Annotated in this window: 21 protein-coding genes; 9 read left to right on the forward strand and 12 right to left on the reverse strand. The window is 67.3% G+C overall.

The genetic code is table 11. The features are described 5' to 3' along the window. Positions 1-95 precede the first annotated feature (95 nt). Both ACMGDM_RS15205 and ACMGDM_RS15210 read left to right on the forward strand, forming a co-directional pair. A complete protein-coding gene (locus ACMGDM_RS15205) occupies positions 96-1709 on the forward strand; it encodes a GMC family oxidoreductase (protein WP_436804963.1) in 1614 nt (537 codons plus the stop codon). 92 nt (positions 1710-1801) lie between these two features. Beyond that, a complete protein-coding gene (locus tag ACMGDM_RS15210; RefSeq protein ID WP_436804964.1) occupies positions 1802-2563 on the forward strand; it encodes a winged helix-turn-helix domain-containing protein in 762 nt (253 codons plus the stop codon). A gap of 23 nt (positions 2564-2586) precedes the next feature. Here the strand turns inward: ACMGDM_RS15210 and ACMGDM_RS15215 are convergent, their stop codons facing one another. Further along, positions 2587-3042 carry a MarR family winged helix-turn-helix transcriptional regulator gene (locus ACMGDM_RS15215; protein WP_436804965.1) on the reverse strand — a complete coding sequence of 152 codons (456 nt, stop codon included), beginning with the start codon at positions 3040-3042 and terminating at the stop codon, positions 2587-2589. A 119-nt stretch (positions 3043-3161) separates the two neighbouring features. On the opposite strand from ACMGDM_RS15215, the gene ACMGDM_RS15220 reads away from it, so the two are divergent. From ACMGDM_RS15220 to ACMGDM_RS15235, 4 genes are all read left to right on the forward strand, one after another. Continuing rightward, the gene (locus tag ACMGDM_RS15220; RefSeq protein WP_436804966.1) at positions 3162-3581 is read left to right on the forward strand and encodes an Ohr family peroxiredoxin; all 420 of its coding nucleotides are present in this window, start codon (positions 3162-3164) and stop codon (positions 3579-3581) included. A gap of 38 nt (positions 3582-3619) precedes the next feature. Beyond that, positions 3620-4423, forward strand: a complete 804-nt coding sequence (locus tag ACMGDM_RS15225) for an alpha/beta fold hydrolase (protein WP_436804967.1) — start codon at positions 3620-3622, stop codon at positions 4421-4423. 208 nt (positions 4424-4631) lie between these two features. Next, positions 4632-5174, forward strand: coding sequence for a VOC family protein (locus ACMGDM_RS15230; protein ID WP_436804968.1), 543 nt, complete (start codon positions 4632-4634; stop codon positions 5172-5174). 225 nt (positions 5175-5399) lie between these two features. After that, a complete protein-coding gene (locus ACMGDM_RS15235) occupies positions 5400-5759 on the forward strand; it encodes an efflux RND transporter periplasmic adaptor subunit (protein ID WP_436804969.1) in 360 nt (119 codons plus the stop codon). 455 nt (positions 5760-6214) lie between these two features. Here ACMGDM_RS15235 and ACMGDM_RS15240 read toward each other — a convergent pair whose 3' ends face one another. From ACMGDM_RS15240 to ACMGDM_RS15280, 9 genes are all read right to left on the reverse strand, one after another. Then, the gene (locus tag ACMGDM_RS15240) at positions 6215-8548 is read right to left on the reverse strand and encodes a DAHL domain-containing protein (protein ID WP_436804970.1); all 2334 of its coding nucleotides are present in this window, start codon (positions 8546-8548) and stop codon (positions 6215-6217) included. A 32-nt stretch (positions 8549-8580) separates the two neighbouring features. Further along, positions 8581-9504: a cytochrome-c peroxidase gene (locus ACMGDM_RS15245; protein WP_436804971.1), complete on the reverse strand. Its 924-nt coding sequence runs from the start codon at positions 9502-9504 to the stop codon at positions 8581-8583. 14 nt (positions 9505-9518) lie between these two features. After that, complete coding sequence (locus ACMGDM_RS15250) at positions 9519-10262, reverse strand: response regulator (protein WP_436805167.1); 744 nt, start codon at positions 10260-10262, stop codon at positions 9519-9521. A 382-nt stretch (positions 10263-10644) separates the two neighbouring features. Next, entirely contained in the window at positions 10645-11154 is a 510-nt protein-coding gene (locus tag ACMGDM_RS15255; RefSeq protein ID WP_436804972.1) for a phosphatase PAP2 family protein, read from the reverse strand. A gap of 171 nt (positions 11155-11325) precedes the next feature. Further along, on the reverse strand, positions 11326-11745 hold the full coding sequence (locus tag ACMGDM_RS15260; protein WP_436804973.1) for a DoxX family protein: 420 nt from the start codon (positions 11743-11745) through the stop codon (positions 11326-11328). A gap of 74 nt (positions 11746-11819) precedes the next feature. Beyond that, complete coding sequence (locus ACMGDM_RS15265; protein ID WP_436804974.1) at positions 11820-11948, reverse strand: hypothetical protein; 129 nt, start codon at positions 11946-11948, stop codon at positions 11820-11822. A 214-nt stretch (positions 11949-12162) separates the two neighbouring features. After that, positions 12163-12480, reverse strand: coding sequence for a hypothetical protein (locus tag ACMGDM_RS15270; RefSeq protein WP_436804975.1), 318 nt, complete (start codon positions 12478-12480; stop codon positions 12163-12165). 59 nt (positions 12481-12539) lie between these two features. Beyond that, on the reverse strand, positions 12540-13493 hold the full coding sequence (locus tag ACMGDM_RS15275) for a hypothetical protein (RefSeq protein ID WP_436804976.1): 954 nt from the start codon (positions 13491-13493) through the stop codon (positions 12540-12542). A gap of 194 nt (positions 13494-13687) precedes the next feature. Beyond that, positions 13688-14971 carry an MFS transporter gene (locus tag ACMGDM_RS15280; protein WP_436804977.1) on the reverse strand — a complete coding sequence of 428 codons (1284 nt, stop codon included), beginning with the start codon at positions 14969-14971 and terminating at the stop codon, positions 13688-13690. 193 nt (positions 14972-15164) lie between these two features. Between ACMGDM_RS15280 and ACMGDM_RS15285 the strand changes: the two genes are divergently transcribed. Then, entirely contained in the window at positions 15165-16328 is a 1164-nt protein-coding gene (locus tag ACMGDM_RS15285; protein WP_436804978.1) for a class I SAM-dependent methyltransferase, read from the forward strand. A 626-nt stretch (positions 16329-16954) separates the two neighbouring features. Further along, positions 16955-19378 carry a bifunctional diguanylate cyclase/phosphodiesterase gene (locus ACMGDM_RS15290; protein ID WP_436804979.1) on the forward strand — a complete coding sequence of 808 codons (2424 nt, stop codon included), beginning with the start codon at positions 16955-16957 and terminating at the stop codon, positions 19376-19378. A gap of 150 nt (positions 19379-19528) precedes the next feature. On the opposite strand, the gene ACMGDM_RS15295 is transcribed toward ACMGDM_RS15290, so the two are convergent. Together ACMGDM_RS15295 and ACMGDM_RS15300 are read right to left on the reverse strand one after the other, a co-directional pair. Next, the gene (locus ACMGDM_RS15295; RefSeq protein WP_436805168.1) at positions 19529-19804 is read right to left on the reverse strand and encodes a hypothetical protein; all 276 of its coding nucleotides are present in this window, start codon (positions 19802-19804) and stop codon (positions 19529-19531) included. Positions 19805-20137: 333 nt separating this feature from the next. After that, complete coding sequence (locus tag ACMGDM_RS15300) at positions 20138-20437, reverse strand: hypothetical protein (RefSeq protein ID WP_436804980.1); 300 nt, start codon at positions 20435-20437, stop codon at positions 20138-20140. 265 nt (positions 20438-20702) lie between these two features. On the opposite strand from ACMGDM_RS15300, the gene ACMGDM_RS15305 reads away from it, so the two are divergent. Continuing rightward, a complete protein-coding gene (locus ACMGDM_RS15305) occupies positions 20703-21686 on the forward strand; it encodes a ferritin-like domain-containing protein (protein ID WP_436804981.1) in 984 nt (327 codons plus the stop codon). Positions 21687-21695 lie beyond the last annotated feature (9 nt).

The raw sequence follows: 21695 nt of genomic DNA on the forward strand, positions 1-21695 counted from the left end.
GAGAAATACGTGTCCGGTCGCGCGCGCCTCGTGCTGCGGCGAACGGACCCGCATGCCCTCGCGCCGCTCGCGTCAGCTTACGAGGAAGTTTGACGATGACTGACCATCACGACGAGGCGCTGGCGCTACGCCGCCGCGCCACTGAGAACCAGGCGCGACTGACCGCCGAGTTGAAACCTGCCTATGACTTCATCGTGTGCGGCGCCGGGGCCGCCGGCTCAGTCGTTGCGCGCCGCCTGGCGGAAAACGAGGCCGTACAGGTGCTGTTGATCGAGGCCGGCGGCAGCGACGAGAGCGAGGCGGTGCTCGATCCGGCGCTATGGCCGACCAATCTGGGCACCGAGCGAGACTGGGGCTTCGTCGCCGAACCGAACCCGCACCTGAACGGCCGCGCGCTGTCGATGGCGATGGGCAAGGGTCTCGGTGGCGGCACGAGCGTCAACGTCATGGTGTGGGCACGTGGCCACCGCGCGGACTGGGACCATTTCGCCGCCGAAGCGGGTGACGACCGCTGGAACTATGATCATGTGCTCGACATCTACCGACGCATCGAGAACTGGCAGGGCGCTCCGGATCCCGATCGTCGTGGTAGCGGCGGACCGGTCTGGGTTCAGCCCGCGCGCGATCCCAGCCCGGTGGCTCACGCGCTGCTCGACGCCGCGAGGGAAGTCGGCATCCCGACCTTCGACAGCCCCAACGGGCGGATGATGGAAGGCGACGGGGGTGCTGCGATCACCGACATGCTGGTGCGCGACGGTCGGCGTCACTCGCTGTACCGGGCGTATGTTCACCCGGTCCTGGATCGTCCCAATCTGACGGTGCTGACCGAGACGGCCGTCGAGCGGCTGACGTTCGACGGCAAGCGCGCGACCGGCGTCGCGGTGATGCGCGGCGGTCAGCGCTTCACCATCCGCGCCTCCCAGGAAGTGGTGCTCTCGATGGGCGCGATGCAGACGCCCAAGGTGCTCATGCACTCGGGCATCGGCGACGAAGCGGAGCTGCGCCGCGTCGGCATCCCGGTGCGACAGCATCTCCCCGGCGTCGGCGGCCACCTCCAAGATCACGTCTCGTTCGGTTGCATCTGGGAATATGCCGAGCCGATCGCGCCGCGCAACAGCGGCAGCGAGGCCACGCTCTACTGGAAGAGCCGGCCCGAGCTGACAGCCCCCGACCTGCTGTTCTGCCAGGTCGAGTTCCCCGTACCGAGCGAGCGTACGGCGACGCGCGGGGTCCCCGAACATGGCTGGACCATGTTCGCCGGGCTGGCGCAGCCGCGCAGCCGCGGTCGGTTGCGCCTGCGCGGCGCCGACCCCGCGCTGCCGTTGCAGATCGATGCCAACATGCTGTCCGATCCGGCCGACATGGAAGCAGCATTGGCCTGCGTCGAGCTCTGCCGTGATCTCGGCAACGCGGCGGCTTTCCGTCCGCTCGTGCGTGGCGAGGCGATGCCGGGCAAGCTGACCGGCGACGCGCTGAAGGATTATGTCCGCGACTCGGCGGTGACCTACTGGCACCAGACCTGCACCGCAAAGATGGGGCGTGACGAGCAATCCGTCGTGGATGGTGCGCTGCGGGTCTATGGCATCGACGGACTGCGCATCGCGGACGGTTCGGTCATGCCGCGTGTCACCACCGGTAACACACAGGCACCGTGTGCGATCATCGGCGAACAGGCGGCCGCGCGGCTGCGCGAGACGCATCGGATCTGACGTTCTCACCTGCAACCTGGCGCCCGCCTTGCCTGGCGGGCGCACCACCTGCGGCGGAACTGGGCCGCGGGTGGCGTGTGGAGGACCATGCCGTGTATCACTTCGCCATGACCGACCGGGTAGAACCGGTCGCCCGCCCTGCCAGCCTCGGTCGCATCCTCGTCGTCGACGAGGATGACCGCGGGCGCGAGCGGATCGTCTCCTACCTGCGCGACTGTCGCTGGACGTCGGTGGGCGCGGGCGCGCGCGATGTCGCGCACCAGCTGCATAACAGTCAGCTCAGTCTGATCGCGCTCAGCGCCCGCCTGCGCAGCCGCGACGCGCTGGACGTGCTGCGCGAGATCAGGAGTCGATCGCACGTCCCGGTGATCATGTATGACGACGCCGAGGACGATGTCGTGTCAGCGGTGGTGGGGCTCGAGCTCGGCGCCGACGACTTCATCACCGGAGCGCTGAACCTGACCGAGCTGGCGGCCCGGGCGCGCGCCGTGCTGCGCCGCCAGGAGCTGGGCCGGATCAACAATGCGCCGCTCCGCGGCGGCTATCGCTTCGCCGGCTGGGAGATGCGGCACGCCGACCGCATTCTCGTCTCGCCGGACGGAACCACGGTCGACCTGACCAAGGGCGAGTACGGCCTGCTGGTGGCGCTGCTGGCGGCACCGCGTCGCTCGCTGTCGCGCGTTCACCTCATGCGCGCGACCCGTGCGCATGACGACATCTTCGATCGCAGTATCGACGTCCAGATCTTGCGCCTGCGCAAGAAGCTGGCCGGCAGCTCGGGCGGTGCGGGCCTCATCCGAACCGAACGCGGCTTCGGCTACCGGCTCGATGCGGATGTGGAACCCCTTTTCTGAGGCACATTCTCGCCACGCGCCCGTCAGGGCGCGACATGCTCGTACAAGGCGTCGCGCAGTCGAGTGATCTGCTCGTTCAACGCCGCCAGTTCGTGCGGCGTCTCCCGCGAGGCCTCGAGCAAAGCGTCGTTCAGGCAGCGCGCTTCCGAGCGCAATCTGCCCGCCTCCTCGGTCAGGGTAATGATCACCTGTCGCTCGTTGTCGGGATTGCGGGCGCGCTGCACCAGCCCCGCCGTTTCAAGGCGCTTGAGCAAAGGCGTGAGCGTGCTCGGCTCCAGCGACAGCCGCTCCGCAATGGCGCCGACGGTGAGATGGTCGTCACGCCAGAGGACGTTGAGGACGAGATACTGCGGATAGGTCACCCCGAGCCGGTCCAGCAGCGGCTTGTACAGCCGCTGGATCGCCATGCCGGCCGAATAGACCCCAAAGCAGAGCTGGTGCTCCAGCTCGACAGGCCCCGCTGGCCGCTCCCCGCTCATCCGCTACCTCCGCGATCATGTCAGGTCTCATATATCGCGATAAAAAATATCTGGACAAGGGCGAACGAATCCCCCATAGCTCTTATCGCGATAATGGTTATCGCGCTTTGGAGGTTCGCATGAACATCCTGTACGAGACCCAGGCCCGAATGTCTGGCGGCGATGGCGACGTGATATGCTTCGGCGATGCCGAGCTCACGCTGACCATCACGCCGCCGCGTGCGCTCGGCGGCAGCGGTGGCGGCGTCAACCCCGAACAACTGCTCGCCTCGGGCTATGCCAGTTGCTTCATGCGCGCGCTGCGCACCGTGGCCAAACGACGCAAGATCATGTTGCCCGGAAACAGCAGCGTCGCAGCGACAGTCGGGATCGGACTGCGCGACGATAATTTCGGCTTCGGCCTGCGCGTCGCTCTGGCGGTGGATCTTCCCGGCCTTGGGGAGGATCTCGCCGACGCGCTGGTCACGGAAGCGGACGAAGTCTGCCCGCTCTCGCATCTTGCCCGTCAACATCATCCCGTTCACGTTAGCCGGGCGTGATCTTCTAGTCATCTTTATTGTAAGGAAAGGAAAGAACGATGCTGTATTCGAAGCGTTATCTCATTGCCGCGGCGGCCGCTCTGACCGTCATTGCGACCGGCGCCTCTGCTCCCGCCGTCGCACAGCGGGCAGCGCAGACCGCACCGGCCAGGAACGTGGTGCTGGTGCACGGCGCCTTCGCCGACGGCTCGGGCTGGCGCGGAGTTTACTCCAACCTCACACGCCGCGGCTATCGTGTGACCGTCGTCCAGAACCCGCTCACATCGCTCGCCGACGATGTTGCAGCCACGAAGCGCGCGCTTGACCAGCAGGATGGTCCTACGATCCTGGTCGGGCACAGCTGGGGCGGCACGGTCATCACCGAGGCCGGCGTTCACCCGAAGGTCAGCGGGCTCGTCTATGTATCGGCGCTCTCGCCTGATGCCGGCGAGACCACCGCCGATCAGTACAAGGGCTACACGACGCCGCCCGAGTTCGTGCTCAAGACCAGTCCCGATGGTTTCGGCACGATCGACCCAAGCAAGTTCAAGGCCGGTTTCGCCGCCGATGCTACCGATACGGACGCGGCATTCATGCGCGACTCGCAGGTACCGATCGCAATGTCGGCGTTCGGCGCGAAGCTCCAGAACGCGGCATGGCGGACGCGCCCGAGCTGGGCCGTGATCGCGACCGACGACAAGGCGTTTGATCAGCGCATGCTGCACGCCATGGCAACCCGCATCGGTGCCGACGTCACCGAGGTGAAAGCCAGCCACGCGGTCTTCATGACGCAGCCGACCGTCGTCGCCGACGTCATCGATCGGGCGGCCAAGCACGCTGCCCACAAGCGCCCTTCGCGCTGAATCCCGAGCGGTCGTCGCGGAGCGGGCGATGTCCCCGACCCGCTCCGGCTGACAAGCCACCGCCGCAAACGACCGCACGGACCAGCGACATCGGTCGAGGTGACGGCGCGTCACCAACAATGGTCATAGCACAACAACAAACGGTAGCGCGATCGTAGCGCGACCGATCGACCTTCTGCGACCTTTCCCCGAGCCAAAAGGAACTATCGTGAGCCACCCCATCCCTGCCGCGAGCGCCGCCCTGCTGCCGGCCCGTCTTCATCACGCCGCCTATGTCTCTGCCGATCATGAGCGGACGCGTCATTTCTACGAGGAAGTGCTTGGCATTCCCCTCACCGACTTCTGGATCGAGCGCGAGACGCTCGGCGGGGTCGAGCACGAGTTCGCGCTCGCGTCCTACGGCCTGGCCGACGGTAGCTCGCTGTCGTTCTTCAACTTCGCCGATCCGACGTTGCAGGCGCAACATGCCGCCAAGCGGCAGGGCCTGTTCGTCCACCTCGCGCTGAAGATCCAGCCGGAGCAGCAAGCCGCTCTCCACGGGCGTCTGGCCGCAGCCGGCATCCCGGCGATGGAATTCCATCACGGCTATGCCAAATCGCTGTACGTCGAAGACCCTGACGGCCAGATGATCGAATTGTGCGTCGACCCCGATCATCACGGTGGCGACGCGAAGGAAGACGCTCACCGCGGCTTGGCGCGCTGGCTCGCCGGTGATCGCACCCCGAACAATCATCTCGCCCGCGACGCCTGATCGATCGCCGCACGCGGGTGGGTGTCACGACAACTACACGCACCCGCGTCCGCTCGGGCCGTCGATCGGCCTGATGCTGCTGCGCCATGCGCTGCGGATGACGTTACCTGAGACCAGCAAAGGGAATGGTCGATGATACCTTTGTGCCAAACCTTGCCTCAGCAATCCAAACCAAGGGGTCAGAGCACGCGATCTGCCCCACTGAACCGGCTCGGCGCGGCCGCAATGCTGTTGTTCTTACTCGCGACCAGCCTCTTCGCCTATTCGTTCTGGCGGTCGGCGGCCGCTACCGCCATCTCCTATCCCAACCCGACCTTGATCGAAGCTGTTTATCCGGAAAGCGCGTCCGGCGACGTGCTGAGGATCCCCGCGTCCGCTCTGGAAACGACCGATGGCAACACGAGCGTCTGGGTGATCGATGCGCACGCCGGCACCCCTGTCGTGCGCCGCAACCCTGTCAGCGTGCGCAGAGCCGACACCCGCGTGGCGTACGTGACAGGGATCGCAGCACACGATCGATTAATCGCGACGGCCGACCCCAGCCTGACATCGGGCCAGGCCGTTGTCGTGGCGGTGCAACGATAGGCGCCGCTCGGGCGCAGGTCGACCGGCCCGGGATCGCCCGTTCGTGGCGACGCACGTTGGCACGGTCCGGCGTGAAGGCGAGAACCATCTCCGCTACTGGCGCGAGCTGGCGCCGCTGCGCAGGCGGGCGCAAATCAGGAAGCGCGTCGCGTCGATCTGGCGGCGACCTGCGCACAATGTTCCACTCCCATGGCGGTGGGATAATAAGCGACCGCAGCAAGCACCAGACCGTCGACAAGGGACTCGACGATTCGCCGCCCGAGGCGATCACGCGGCACCAGTTCGCCACTTTCACTCTTCGTGCGGATACAAGCCTCCTCTTTCCGAGATGGCCTGTATCGCGCCGGAGATGCTCGCCCGTTTCGACGCGAGGCGAGTATATTACCTTGGTAGCGCGCCCCTCAACCTGAGCTTATCTGTGCGCCGGCCGATCCGCCTGGAGCTGAGCCCGGTGCTCACCCGATGCGCGGAAGTCGTGCCAGGGCCCCGGCGAGTTCGTTTTCATCGAGAGGATAGCGCAGCAGGATCGCCGACAGGCTGGCGTTATCCCGCGGCAGATCCTTCACTGACAACAAAAGCGTCCGCCCGTCGAGCAGCGGCGTGAGCGCCTGCACGACGGTGGCGGCGGGAGCCGCGTGCCGGCTCACGATCAGGACCGCCTCACTCTGTGACAGCGCCGCGGCGAGAGCCGTCACGCTGGTGCTCAACGCGAAACCGCTGGGTTCATAACCGAGGCCCGCGATCAAATCCTCGTTGGCGGCGAGTTCGCTTTCCTCTCCGAGCAGCAGCACGCCGGTGCCATCGCCGACCGGGGCCGATGAGCCGTCCGCGGCGATCGGAAGCCACACCGTGAAGCGCGCGCCGCCGCTTTCCCCGCTGCCCACGTCAATGGTGCCGCCGTGATCCTGGACAATCTCCCAGGCGGTGGAGAGGCCCAGGCCGGTCCCGCCCGGCTTGCTGGTGAAAAACGGCTCGAACAAGCGGGGGCAGGCAGATGAAGCTACGCCGGGTCCATCGTCGTCGATCGTCACCGTCGCATAGCAGCCGGGGTCGAGCGCGCCGTGGCTGAACGCGCGGGTCTCGGCGATACCATGACGGCCTGTCACCACCGCAATCGGCCGCTCCCCGCCCGCTTGCCGAGCGTTGTTGCAGATGTTCAGGAACACCTGCTGCAGGTCTGCTTCCGCCCCGAGCACCGAGCAGGACGATCGTGCCACGATGTGGATTGCACCGGGATCGCGGGTAGCAGCGAGGAACAACCGCCCGCAGTCGCGCACGACGCGATCGAGCTCCACCTTCGCCTTGCTCGATCGCCCCTGCTTGGCGAAGGTCAGGATGTCGCCGACCAGATGCTGCGCTCTCGCCACCGCCTCGCCGATCTCGCGGAGCGGATGGCGGGCGGCATGGGCGCTGCCGATCCGCTCCTGCGCCATCTCCGCGAAGCCGCTGATCGCACCCATGATATTGTTGAAATTGTGCGCCACCCCGCTGGCCATGGCGCCGATCGTCTCCATTCGTCGAGCTCGTGCCAGCGTCTGCTCGAGGCGCTCGCGCTCGGCTCGCAGGACCTCGCGCCGCGCACCGTGCGCGATCGCGATGGTGGCCGAGGCGATCCCCGCGAGATGATCGCGGCGCTGCGCCGAGGCGTGATCGCGCGGCTCGATGCCGATGACCACCTGTGTGGTCGACGCCGTGCGCAACAGCACCAGAGCGTCGATCCGCAGACGGCGCAGCGACGCATCGAGCGTGGGGTGGCTGCCGCGTGACGCGCGCGACATCACCAGTCGATCGCCGACCCAGGCCTGGTCCTTGTCCGCCGCGCAGATGACCTCCGGCAGCCACCGCGCCTCCGCCTCGTCGGGCCAGGAAAGACACGTCTGCTCGGTCAGGCCGGGGACGAGGAGCTGGATACGCCGCGCTTCGATGTGCGAGGCAAGTCGATGAAGTGCGTCCTGCACGCGCGAGCGGAAGCTGGTGTGTCCGCTATCGATGAGCGGGATCGCGATGGCGGCACTCAGGCGCTCGTTGGCGGCCTGCGCATGCAACTCCCGCGTGCGCAGCCGATGCAAGAGGATCAAGGTGAGACTCGCGCCAGCGAGAAGGACCATCGCGATCGCCGTCGCCAGGTTCACGCGTCGGACCAGCCGCGACTGGCGGAGCGCGTCCTCGCGCAGGGCGGCATCCAAGGCGTCGGTCCGCGCAGCGGCATTCAGGAGCCGCAATCGGTGCAGCATGGCGTCGATCTGCGGCAGCACAGCAACCAGCAGGCGGGCGTGCGCGATCATCTGTCCGTCCGGCGTGTCGCCGCGTGCCTCGGGCAGCTGATCGACCGCGTTCTGCGCTGCGAGTACCGTGCGCGGGCTGGTGTCCAGGGTCAGCCGCAGGACCTGTGCCGACAGCACCCGCCGCGCCTCCGACTCGGCTCCTTCATTGGCGGCGAAGCGGGTGAGCGAGTTCTGCAGCAGCGCGTTCGCGCTCTTGAACCCTTCCACCAATATCTCCTGCGCCGCGCATCGCTCCTCAAGTTGGTGCAGGACGTGGCGCACTCCCGGCGATATGGGCAGGCGCTCGAGCGCGAAGAGGCTGTCGCGCATCGCCGTGGTGGCGGCATTCACGGGATCATAGTTTCGGAGCAGACCGGCGCGGGCATTGAGCAGATCCAGCTGGAGCGACTGCTGCGCCAACCGATAGGTCGTCACCTGATCGCTCGCGCGCCGGAGCCAGTCACGCCGCTCGGTCGACAGCCGGATCGCCATCATCAGCAGCCCTGTCGCCGCGAGCGCCAGCACGAGCGTCGCCCCGCTCAGAAGGTGCCGCACCGTCATCGCGGTGGTCGGTCCGGGCGACGGAGCCGCTGGCCCTGATAGGACCCCGTGAGCGACTCGAGGAAGGCAGAGATATCGTTCACGTCGCGGTTGCTGATTGTGAGATTGAGCTGGGCGCGCGCCATCTGACGGATCGCGTCGGGCAGCTTCGCCGCGCGACCATCGTGGAAATAAGGCCCGGTCACCGCCACGTTCCGCAGGCTCGGCACGCGGAGGTAGCGCGGTCCGCCATCCCCGAGCGGATGGAAGATGCCACGCCGTTGAAAGATATTGGCGCCGACCGCAGCGCCCTGATGACAGCTCGCGCAGCCCAGGCTGGTGAAGCGAAGATAGCCGCGGACCTGACGGGAGGTGAGCGCATCGCGTTCGCCGGCCAGCCACCGGTCGAACGGCGCATCCGGCGTGACCAGCGTCCGAACGAAGGTGCTGAGCGCATCAACGACGACGGCTTCGTTCGGGTCGCTGCCATAAGCCGCCCGGACACGCTTGCGCAGCCTCGGGTCAGCGGCAAGCCGTCGCCAGGTCGCCGGCCCGGTACGCATCGAAACGCGCATGGTGTGTCGCGTGAAATCGGAAAGCCCACGCACGCGCCCCTCCCAGCCATAGCGGAACGCGAGGACGCTGTTGAAGACGGTCGGCGTGTCGAACGACATCGCTGCGACTCCCGGTTCGCGCACCGGCGGACCACGGCTTGCGCCGTTGGTCGTCAGATCATGGCACGAGGCGCAGCTCACCCGCCGCGAGCGGGACAATCGTCGATCGTGGAACAGCGTTCGTCCGAGCGCGATCCGTCGCGCCATATCGGCCTGCGGCGGCGCCGCAGGCGGGAGCGCCAGTATCGGGGATTGCGGCAGCGGCAGGCGCGCCGCCCGGGCCGTGACGACGGCGACGCTGACGAGGCCCGCTGCCGCCGCCAGCACGGCACGGTCGGACCTCACGCGATCTCCACCTCCGCGTCGAAGCGATAGCCGACGCCGCGCTCCGTGCAGATGAACCGCGGGGCACTCGGCGTGTCCTCGAGCTTGCGCCGGAGCCGCAGGATCTGGACGTCAATGCTACGGTCGAAGACGTCTTCATGGACTCGCGTGGCCTGCAGCAGATGTTCGCGCGTCAGCGTGCGCCGGGGAGCTTGGACGAAGGCGCTGAGCAAGGCGAATTCGCCCTTGGTCAACGAGACGCTGTCCCCCGTCGGCGAGGTCAGCTTCCGCTGCCGCTGGTCGAACGACCAGCCGGCGAAGCGATAGACCTGCTCGCGCTGCCTGGCCGGGCTCAGCCGATCCATCGACCGGCGGCGCAGCGTCGCCCGGACACGTGCGAGCAATTCACGCAGGCCGAACGGCTTCGTCAGGTAATCGTCAGCCCCGAGCTCGAGCCCGAGCACCCGATCGATCTCGTCGCGACGATTGCCGGTGATCAGGATCACGGGCACGACGCTGCGCGCGCGCAGCTCGCGCAGGATCTCCAGTCCGTCATCGTCACCGAGATGCAGATCCAGGATCACGAGATCGGGCTCGCGCGCCATCAACGCATGCATCAGGCCCTTGCGCCCGCTCACCGCCGAGGCGCGCAGCTGATGATCACCCAGGTAGCTGACGATCATGCGCTGCATCGCTGCATCATCATCGACGACGAGGATCCGCGCGGCCCTCGCTTGCGCCGCGAAGTCGCTGGATTCCATATATGTCACCGGGAGTCACCTCAATCATACGCCAAAGCATTGCCGCGGCGCTGTATCGTCACGCAATGCTTCGATGAACATCGCGTGTCACAGTCGTAACATGTTGGCCGAGATCGAAGACCATCGACAGCAAATGAGCGACGAACCGAGTGGCGATGTCCCGCAGCATCGGGCAACGCCGGCGACTGTACGCCATCGGCTTCCCTGTTGTTACTGCACGTCGCTGCAACAAACTGACTTTGTAACAAGTGAGACTAGTCGTGCGACGATGGCGTTGCGACGGCGCGGTGCCGGCATCACGGCCGAGCGCCCCCAGATCATGCCATATGTCGTTTGCTGCGACCCGCTGATGCCGGCACCATGTCGCGGCCGGCGCGCTGCACTAGCGCTGTGCCGGCGCACCGCCGCACACGCCGGACCAACGCCAGGCCAACACCCACCCACCGCCGAGAAGCCAGCCCGCGACAACGTCGCCGGGCCAGTGCGCCGCAAGCGAGAGCCGGCTGAGCCCCACGGCGATCGTGAGCATCAGCGCGAGCCCGGTAAGCGTCCGCCGCAGGCGCGGCACGGTCATCGCCGACGCGAGCAACACCAGCGCGCTCATCGTCGCATGGCCGCTGGGAAAGCCCGATCCTGCGACGACCTCGAAACCGTCCACGATCGACGGACGCTCACGCCAGACCAGCTGCTTCACCAGCCGCATCGCCCCGTAACCGCTCACCACCATGAGGAGATAGCGCATGCCGGTCGCGCGATCGCCGCGACAGAATAAGGCGGCAGCCGTGATCGCGACCACCGGGAGCAGGATCGACATCTCACCCCATCGCGTCACCAGCGACGGGATCATACCGAGCGACGCCGGCCCAGCCGCGTCCACGAACGCGTCACTCAAGGATCGCTCGAGCGGCGTGGGCAGCGGCCCAAGCGTGGCTCCGAATACCGTGACCGCCAGCGCCACCACGGCAGCCCGGACAAGCGGGCGTGACAGCGACTGCGTGCAACCAGAGTCGCGCCGGCCGGCCGGGTCATGCGTGCTACGGCGGCCTCTCAAGAACACAGGGGGTCAGCGCCCCGCACGGGTGGACCCGCCGGTCACCGCGGCGACGAGCAGGCCGCCGATCAGCCCTAAATGTTCGGTCGCGGTGTGAAACGCGATGGTACGGAACGGCTCCTCGGTGATCGACCAGAAATGGTGGACCAGCGGAATAGTCAGGAGGGTGAAGAAGCCGAGCAGCAGCGCTCCCGCCGCCCGCCCGCGATCAGCGATGATCATGGCGGACCCGGTGAGCTGGATCGCGATCGTGGCGAGGTTGACGAGCACCGCGGGCTCGAGACCGAAGTGCGTCATCTCGGCGACACCGCTCTTGAAGAACAGCAACTTATGAAGTCCGCTGCACCAGAAGGGAAAGGTGAGGATCGTGCGCGCGAGCACGACGGCAATCGGGGCGGCGGGCGCCGCCGGGCGCGGCTCGGCGCTGATCATGTGGTTCACTCCTTTTTGGCCAGACCCGGCCCGGATGCCGGCGGCTGACGAGCCATGCTCGGGTCCGCGCCCGATCAGCCCGGCTCGCTGACCGGTTGCGGCAGGTCGGCGTGGGCGACGCTCACCGCGCCGACAGTCGGTGTGCCGAGCACGCCCGGCGCCACGAGCAGCCCGATGACGAAACCTCCGAGCGCGTATCGCATGAACGAGGGCCCACGCGCCCGAGCTGATGCGGTCGCCAGCGATCGCGCAGGCGTCGGGCAAAGGTGGCGCGGGCCTCGCGCCGTCGGCGACACTAGGGGGTCGGTCAAGCGGTCCATGGCGCTGGGATGGGCCCCCAGTCCTACGTCGTGGTTGCCGCGAGGTGCGCGTCGATGACGATCGCAACACGCGGCGGCGCCGATGAGGAGACGAGGGCTATTCTCGCCGGCAGGCGGGCCGCGTCAGGCGGAAATGCCAGAGCGTGCCGGCGCTCGGCGTGACATAGCCGATCGCACAGTCGATAACCGACCCGTCGCGGCGATGCAGTACGATACGGCCATGGGCATCGCCTCTGATCCGTCGCGCCGCGACCCACGCTCCACCGATTCGATGCAACGGCTGCCGGTCATCACCGAGTTGGAGTTCCGCGCTCGTCGCGAGCCGCTGGGGATCCCGCGCGACGAAGAGGTCGGCAAACCTCGCGCAGGCTGACAGAGCCGCTGCGGCGAGGATCAGCGCAAGCGACTGCAGCATTCGCGGGCGCGACCCACGCAAGGCGGCGGAAGCAGCGAACGAAGGCGGCACGCCGCGGGTCATTGTCGAGGCGGGGTCAAGTTGCCTCCCGCGTCGAACCGCGCGAGCCGTTCGCGCACCCTATCGGCCTCTAGCGGGGAATAGCGGAAGGCGACGCTCCCGTCGCCATGTCGCACGTCGACGACCGGGCGGATGCCGCTCGATCCAAGCTGCCGCCATGCCGCGATCTCGGCGAGATCCTCGCCGGCCGAGGCGCTCGCGTAAACCGATACGAACGGCGTTTCGCTCAGGCCGCGATACAGTTCGGCCGCTCGGCCGATCGGCCGCCGCGGTCCACCACGCCAGGCGATGCCATTGACCGGGTTGCTCGCATAGGGGGCCGCAAGGGCACGTTCCTCGCCCGGCCGCCAGACACCCTGGCGAAAGGCGGCAGTCGGCACGGCGGACAGGCCGAGCGCGCCGTCCACGACGTGGGTAGCCTCGTGCAGCAGGACATACCGTACCGCGCTCGTCGTCCCGGCCTCGATGCGCACCGTCGTGCCGGAACCGTCCGGTTCGAACAAGGTAGCCTCTTTGGTGGTCAGGAAGGTCGTGAGCGTCTCGTCGAGCAGGCCGGCCCGCAGCGTGATGTCGAACAGCTTGCCGCCGCATCCCGGCTCCGCCGGGCTCGTGAGCGCATTGCCCCCTCCCGTCGACGCGGCCACGAAACTGACGCGGCGCAAATGGCGACGCAGAACGTCGCGATGCGCCGACGGCAGCGCCCCGAAGGCCGCGTCCACCTTCGCCCATTCGGCGGCGGTGAGCCGATGCGGTCTGACGTTCTTCGCGCCTGATCCGCGATAGGTCGCGAGGATCGCCGCTGACGGTGGCGCCACCCGCTGCCTGAACGTGCTCGCAGGATCGACAGAGGCACATCGGCTCACCCGGCCGGCGCTGCGGGCGGCGTTCGCGCCGGTCAGCGACAGCAGGAGCAGCGATGCGGAGGCCAGCAGGGTCGCACCAGGAACCGTCATCACCCTTCCCCACCCGTTGCCCCTCGAGCCACGCCGCTGCCTCGGATCGCCCGGCCATGACCGGCCCGTCGCGACGCGCGAAGCTTTCCGCTCGCTTATCAGCACGTTCGGAGTCGCGGCAGTTCGGGTTGGTTACATCGGCAACGCTTTGACGGGCGGTCTCCCGCGCCCTGGCCAGTCCGAGTGATCGCCCTCTAGCGGAGATGATCCCGCGCAGCGGCGAGCGCCATGGCCGCAGCGGCACCCAGCAAGGCCGCCGCCGCGATGATCCAGCCCGGCGCCGAGGCCGTACCCGATGTCGCGATCGCCGCGGTCGCCATCAGCGGTCCGAGCCCGCTCAGCGCCGTGAAGCTGATGTTGAGCGACAGTGCCGTCCCGCTGAAACGGCGTCGCGACGGAAAAAGATTGGCGAGCAGGAAGGCGAAGGTGCCGTTCGCCGGAGCGACGCACAATCCCAGCAGCGCCAGAAGCAGCACCAGCGGCGCGGCATGCGCGACGAGCGCGGTGAAAAGCAGGGGAGCGCCCAGCATCAACGCGAGCGACGAAACGAGCAGCATGCGCCGGGCGGGGATGTGATCCGCGAGCCAGGCGGCCGCGATCAATCCGACGGAGATCACGATCAGCGCCAGGTTGAGGGCCACCGCGACCTCGCGCGCCTCATAGTGGAGCACGATCGTGAGATAGCCGGGCAGATACCCGAAGAACAGGCCGTTGACCATGGCGGTCGGCGCGGCGACCGCCACGCCGAGGGCGAGTTCCCACGGTTGTCGCCGCACCACTTCGGCTATCGGCCGGGCCGGGACTTGTGCCCGCGCCCGCACGAACTCGGGGGTCTCTTCCAGGCGACGTCGCAGCCATAGGCTCGCGAACCCCAGCATCCCGCCCAGTATGAACGCGATGCGCCAGCCGAAGGCCTTTACGTCAGGCGCAGCGAGCGAGAGCGTCAGCGCGACGTTGAGCAGGGTGGCGAGGAGAACACCGAGGTTGACCAGGGCGAAGACGACGCCGCAGGCGAGGGCGGGCCGGCGGTCCACCGTCTCGACCACATAGGTGACGGCCCCGGGCAGCTCCGCGCCGATGCATAACCCCTGGACCAGGCGCATCGCCAGCAGGAGCAGCGGCGCGGCGATGCCGATCTGGGCATAGGACGGTATCAGCCCGATCGCCATCGTCGCGCCCGCCATCAGCATGATCGTGGTGATGAAGACGATCTTGCGCCCGTGCCGATCACCAAAGTGACTCGACACCAACCCTCCGACCGGCCGCGCGACATAGCCCAAGGCGAAGATGGCGAAGCTGATCGTCAGTGCTCTCGCATCGTCCTCGCCGAAGAATGACGTCGCGATCGCGGGAGCGAAGATGCCAAAAGCGACGAAGTCGTAATATTCAATTGCACCGCCGAGGGCCGCAAGGACGACCATCCGCCATTGCCGTGCCTCCCGCCGGCCGCGATCATCGACAAGGCTTCGTTCCAGCATCCGCTTTCATCCAAACATAAGTGCGACGCGGCCGGCGACCGACGGGCGTCGCCGCGGCGACAGGACCTTTTCTTCGGCCGCGCGATGCCGTCGAGCCGATGTGCTCTGCCACGGATCACCGCCACGTCCAGCCGGCTTGCGTTACCGTCGCAGCGAGATCTCGCGATCGGACGATCGCTCCCGACGTAATCCTGTGGGCCATCGCAGCAGTGTTTCGCCTGTAGGCGATGCTCGTGGCCGCGACATCCTCCGGTCAGTCGCCCGGGGTCTAATGCCGCAACATCTGCGACAAAGGACGGTAGCCATGCGCAATGAAGGCGATCAGACGATGGTGGACCTACGACCTCAGCCCGCCGAGGACGCGGCGACGCTGCCGATGTTGCACGCCTATCTGCCGATGATGACGGCCAGCGCCCTTGCGACGGCGGGCCGGCTCGGCCTTTTCGAAGCGCTCGTCGACGGCGATCTCACGGTATCCGCGCTGGCGCGCACGCTCTCGGCCAGTGCGAACGGCACGGAACGGCTGGTGAACTTCCTCGCGGCCGCGGGCTTTCTGGTCCGTCGCGGTGACCGCATCGCCAACACGCCAGCGACGGCGAGCTGGTTCACCAGCGATGCGGCCGCCGATTACAGCACGGGCCTTGCCTGGACCTCGGATGCCTGGCGGATCATGGGCGATCTGCCCCAAACGGTGCTCGCCGGACATCCGCGCAGATTGCTCTGGGACCGGATGGAGGAGGAGCCCGATCTGGGCGTTCGCTTCGCCCGTTACATGGCGACCTTCGCGCAGCATCTCGCACCGCACGTCCGCTCCCTCGTTGATCTTCCGAACCGACCCGCCCGCCTGCTGGATCTCGGCGGTTCGCATGGCCATCACGCGATCACGCTCTGCCACGCCTTCCCGCACCTCCACGCCGTGATCGTCGACCTCGGATCGGCATTGTCGGAGACGCAGGCACGGATCGAGCGCGAGAATCTGGCCGACCGGATCACGTTGCGAACGGCGGACCTTCGCGACGGCGATTGGGGCGAGGGCTACGATCTCGCGCTGTATCTCTCGGTCGCGCACAATATGTCACCGGCGGAGAACCGCGCCAATCTCGCCAACATGAGCCGCGCCTTGAGGCCCGAGGGCGCATTGATCCTCCACGACTATCCGCACGAGACCACCCCGCCCCTGTTCACCGCCGCATTCGATCTCACCTTGTTGTCGGAGACGGGCACGCGAACCTATGGCTATGCCGAGCTTGGTCAGCTTCTCGAGGAAGCGGGCTTTGAGGATCATCAACTGCATCTGCTGCAACCGGCGGAAAAGGGCGCGCTGATCCTGGCCCGCAAGCGGCCGCCGTTTGGCTGAGCCGCCGCGACGGCACGGAGAGCAGGTCCGCCTCGATCCACGCACGTGCCGCTCCGGCTGTGAGCAGCGACGCGTCCGTCCCGCTTCTACTCGACCGGCATCAACATTTCGGAGCCGATCGCGGCCCTCCGCGCCTGCGATCGCCGGCACGCATCGCCCCGCTCTGCCATGCGGTCCCACGCCGCGGCCGATTCGAGGTGGCGTTCCTTTACGCGAGCCAGAGGGGATGCAGAGGCATGGCCGCGCTCAAGTTCGGCGCGCTCGCGGCAGAAGACGGGATCATCGGTCATGGTCGTTCCTCCCGCGTCACGAACGCGGACCTTTCCGATCGGATGCGGGCAGAATGAGCAGATACGACAAAGCGTTCGCCTGAGGGCATCGCCTGAGTTGCGCCGGGCCCCCGATCTGCACGCGCATTGGGCAGTTCGTTGCGACGGAGCATAGGATGGCAGACCACAAGACCCGACCCGGTCAGCAGGTTCACGGCCGTGTCTCGGGCAGCGAGCGCTTCGAGGTGACCCCGATAAGGCGGGGATGAGAGACGCCGGCAAGGACTTGCTCTAGATCATGCGCAATCACGCGCGCTGCTGATCATACGTTAAGAGACTGGGTCTAGCGCGAGCCGCATGCGTACCCTTCAAACAATCGTGCATTGTATCGTGCATGACCACGATCACCGGCTCGCGAGCATGGCGGCGCTGGTCTGCGCGGTGGGTGTCTACGCGACCTTCGCCATCGCACGTCACGCGATGCGCGCCAGCGGGAGTGCGCGACCGCGATGGGCGACGGTGAGTATCGTCGCGGGCGGCTGCACCGCCTGGGCGACCCACTTCATCGTGCTCCTTGCGTTTCGGCCCGAAGTTGACGCCGCCTTCGATCCGGTGACCACGATCCTGTCGCTGGCTTGTGCGATCCTCGGCATCGGCGCCGGCATGCTCGTCTCGATGCGATCCCGCCAGCGCGTCCGACAGTTTGTCGCCGGGCTTATCATCGGCGTCGGGATCGCAGGGCTCCACTACGTCGGACAGTCTGCTTATCTGGTTCGCGGTTCGGTCAGTTGGAACCCGGCGCTCATCCTCTTCTCGCTGCTTCTCGGCGTGCCGATTGCCGGCCTGGGCATGATGACGCTCTCGCATCGCCGCCATCGCGTCCGGCGCGCGGCGCCGGCACTCCTTCTCCTCGCCATCGGCGTGCTGCATTTCTGCGGGATGGCCGCCATGACGCTGCGGAGCGATCCCGCCGTCGATTTGCCGACGGGCGCAATGTCGCCGGCCATGGTGACGCCCTGGGTAGCCGGCGTATCGATCGCGCTGCTCACCCTCGCGGTGATCGGGTGGCGCTTCGACCTGGCTGCAAAGGCACGGGTTCGGCAGGACCAGCGTCGCATTCGCGAACTCGCCGACGTGGCGCTGGAGGGGCTGCTGATCTGTCGCGACGATATTGTGGTCACGGCCAACCGAAGCGTCGAGCGGCTTTCCGGCCATGCGACGGGCGGTCTCGCGAACCGATCGCTCAGCTCGCTGCTCCCCGGCATCGAGTTCGATAGCCTGCCGGAGCGGGAAGAACGCGAGGCACAGCTGGTCAGCGCCGACGACACGACGATCCCGGTGCGCGTCCTCCGCTCGCAGGTCACGCTCGGACATCAGTTGCAGATGGTCATCGCCGTGCGGGACCAGCGCGAGCGCCTGCGCACCGAGGCGCGCATGCGCACGCTGGCGTTCAACGACTCCCTCACCGGTGTGGCGAACCGCACGCGCTTCTTCGACCTGCTGTCGCTGCACACTGCCTCGCGCCGTGATCGCGACCGGTCCTTCGCGGTGCTGATGCTGGACCTGGACCGCTTCAAGCCGGTCAATGACACGCTCGGCCACGCCGCAGGGGACGCCATCCTGCAGATGGTGGCGGAGCGGTTACAGGCCACCCTGCGGGAAGATGATGTGCTGGCGCGCCTCGGTGGCGACGAGTTCGCCGTGTTGCAGGCCGCCGCGGATCACCCTGACTCGGTCGCGATCCTGGCCGAGCGTCTGGTAAGGACGATCGGCAACCGCCCGTTCCTGTATCACGGCCAAGCTATTCATCTCGGCGCGAGTGTCGGCTTCGCCTGGGCGCCTGATGACGGTGACGATCCAGCCGAGCTACTCCGCAACGCCGATCTCGCGCTCTATGCGGCCAAGTCCGACGGCCGCGCTACATGGCGCCGTTACGATCCCGTGTTCGACCAGGAGACGCAAGAGCGTCGCAGACTCGAGATCGGCTTGCGTCACGCGATCAGCGGGGGAGAGCTCGAGCTCCACTATCAGCCTTTGGTCGACGCCAAGACCGGCGAGATCACCGCGGCCGAGGCACTTGTCCGGTGGAACCATCCCGACCGCGGTCTCGTCTCCCCGGTCGAGTTCATCCCGCTCGCCGAGGAGACCGGACTGATCCTCCCGCTCGGCGATTGGGTGCTCCGCACGGCGTGCGCGCAGGCGGCGACCTGGCCACCGCATATCAGCGTCGCCGTGAACCTCTCGCCGGCCCAGTTCCGTGATCCCGCAATCGCCTCCATCGTGCTGTCCGCGCTCCGGTCGTCCGGATTGGCCGCCAACCGGCTCGAGCTCGAGATCACCGAGGGCGTTCTCCTCAGCGATGAGGCGAACACGCTCGTCACGCTGAGGGAGCTCAAGAGTGCGGGTATCCGGATCTCGATGGATGATTTCGGCACCGGCTACTCGTCTCTGAGCTATCTGCGGAAGTTCCCGTTCGACAAGATCAAGATCGATCAATCCTTCGTACGGCAGATACCGGAGGATCCGGAGAGCGCGGCCATCGTCCGGGCGATCATAACGATGAGCGCATGCCTTGGTATCGGCACGACCGTCGAGGGCGTCGAGACAAGCGATCAGTTCGCCTTCTCCGTCGCCGAGGGATGCGACACGATCCAAGGCTATCACATCAGCCGGCCACTCACCGGCGCAGCCTTCAACCAGGTTCTCGACCTCACGCAGGCCTGTAGATTCCCCGCGGCGGACGCAGGCTGCGCCCCGCCCGAAGCCGCCATGTCAGCTTGAACCGCTATGCTCCCTCGCTCAATCGGCACAGGGCCCTGGCAAACGAAGCGGGCGGCAAGTTCGCGTCTTCATGCATCTCGGCCGCACCTCTGCGCGAGGCTAAGGTGGTTGAGGAGGTGAGCTGAAGCGAAGGCGACAGGCCACACGCGATCAACGAACGTGACGAAGCGGGGACATCAGCCGGACGAGCGGCCGTGACGACGTGTGATCCCGCCCGGCGGATCGGCTTCCGACGTGCCCGAGGCAGATCGCGCCGAGAGCGACCACCGAACAGGCGACGATGCGGAAGCCGGTCAGCCGTTCATGAAGGAATAGACGGCCGATCACAGCGGCACACACCACGCTCGTCTCGCGGAGAGCGGAGACGGGTCCCATCGGACCGAGCGACATGGCGACGATGATGATGCCGTACGCCACGAGGGACACGAGACCGCCGCTTGCTGCTGTCAGCGTCTCGCGCGCCGCGCAGCAGATCAAGTCGGCCGCGCAGCGCGAAATACACCGGCGGTGTCATCGCACTCCAAAGCAGGCACATCCACACCGCATAGCCGACCGGCGAGCCCGAGAGCCGCGCGCCGATCCCGTCGGTCACGCTGTACGCGCCGATCAGGCACCCCGTCCCCAGCGCGCTCAGCAACCCGGCCCTGCCAATCGCGCGGCCCTGGAAGGCCAGCGAAACGATGCGGCCCGATACGAGTGCCACTCCCACAAGCGCGACCGTGCCGGGCCATTCGCCCGCGAAAGCGGCTGCACCGAGCGTCACCAGCACGGGCGAGGACCCGCGCGAGATGGGATAGGTCTGCCCCAGATCCCCGGTGCGGTACGTCCGCACCAGAACAAGCTGTAGCCGACATGGATGATGGCAGAGAGGATCGCGTACGGCCAACTCGCCCACAGCGGAAGCGGCACAAAGGGAGCCGCCACCGCACAGGCGATCCCAATGGCGGCGCACATCACCGTCATCGACCAGAGCCGATCGGAGCCGGCGCGCAGCAGCGCATTCCAGCTGGCGTGCAGCACCGCCGCCACCAGCACGACGAAGGTGATGGGATGGGACATGCCGGACATCTCTAGCGAGGGTAGCGAGGCGTACCAGAAGAGGCGCCCACTTCGCTGTTGTCAAAGCGGCCGCACCGGGCGCTACATGGCGGAGGGCATCCGCCGTCCGCTTGCTAGTTCGACGGCAAGCGCGCCATCGCCAGGACCAGCGCCACGGAGATCAGCAAGTCGCGACCCGATCGTTGCGGCCTGGACGCATCCTTTTCGCCGCCCCCTCGTATCCCTCTCGCGCGACGTCGCGCCGCGTCGAAGAGGAGAGCATCGAATGGCCGCGGGCGAGAGACTGATCGAGGCGCACGCGCGGCGGCGCGACGGACGACGCACCTTCTTCCGCAACGCCGCTGGATTAGCGGTGCTGGGCGTCGGCGGGCTGATGGTGGCGCGGGAGGCCAGCGCGCAGGCGGCGCCGAGCGACGCCGACATCCTCAACTTCGCGCTGAACCTCGAATATCTCGAGGCGCAATTCTACAGCTATGCGGTCACCGGCGCCGGACTGGCGGCGGACCAGCTGACCGGTACGCAGACGCAGGGAGCGGTCACCGGGGCGCGGCGCGCGGCGCTGTCGGACCCCGCGGTGATTCAATATGCGCGCGAGATCGCGGCCGACGAGGTCGCGCACGTCGCCACGCTGCGCCGCGCCCTCGGCGGGGCCGCGGTTGCGCAGCCCGCGATCGATCTCTCTACCACCGTCTTCACCGCCGCAGCCAAAGCCGCCGACATCGACCTGGACGCCAGCGGCGGCGTGTTCGATCCTTACGCCAACGACGATAATTTCCTGCTCGCCGCCTTCCTGTTCGAGGACGTCGGCGTCACCGCCTACAAGGGTGCCGCCCCGCTGCTGAGCGACGTCGGGATCATCGACGCCGCGGCCGGGCTGCTCGCCGCCGAGGCGTTCCACGCCGGGCTGATCCGCAGCGCGCTCTACCGCCGCGGCGTCGACATCGACGATCTGCGCGAAAACGCTGACAAGATCTCCGACGCGCGCGACGACCTCGACGGCGACGACGAGTCGGACGGGCCGCCGCGCCGGGTCGACGATGACGACCAGGGCATCTCGCCGGTCACCTCGATCTACGGCCGCGCCGCCAATGTCGTCCCCACCGACGGGCGCGGGCTGGTGTTCAGCCGCACTGTCGAGCAGGTCCACAACATCGCCTATCTCACCAAGGAGCAGGTCAGCGCCGGCGGTTTCTTCCCGGCGGGGACCAACAATGCCAACGCGGCGCTGCGTCGCTCCGGCGCGAACTGAGGAGCACGG

Source organism: Sphingomonas larreae, from assembly GCF_051400595.1.
Lineage (GTDB): Bacteria > Pseudomonadota > Alphaproteobacteria > Sphingomonadales > Sphingomonadaceae > Sphingomonas.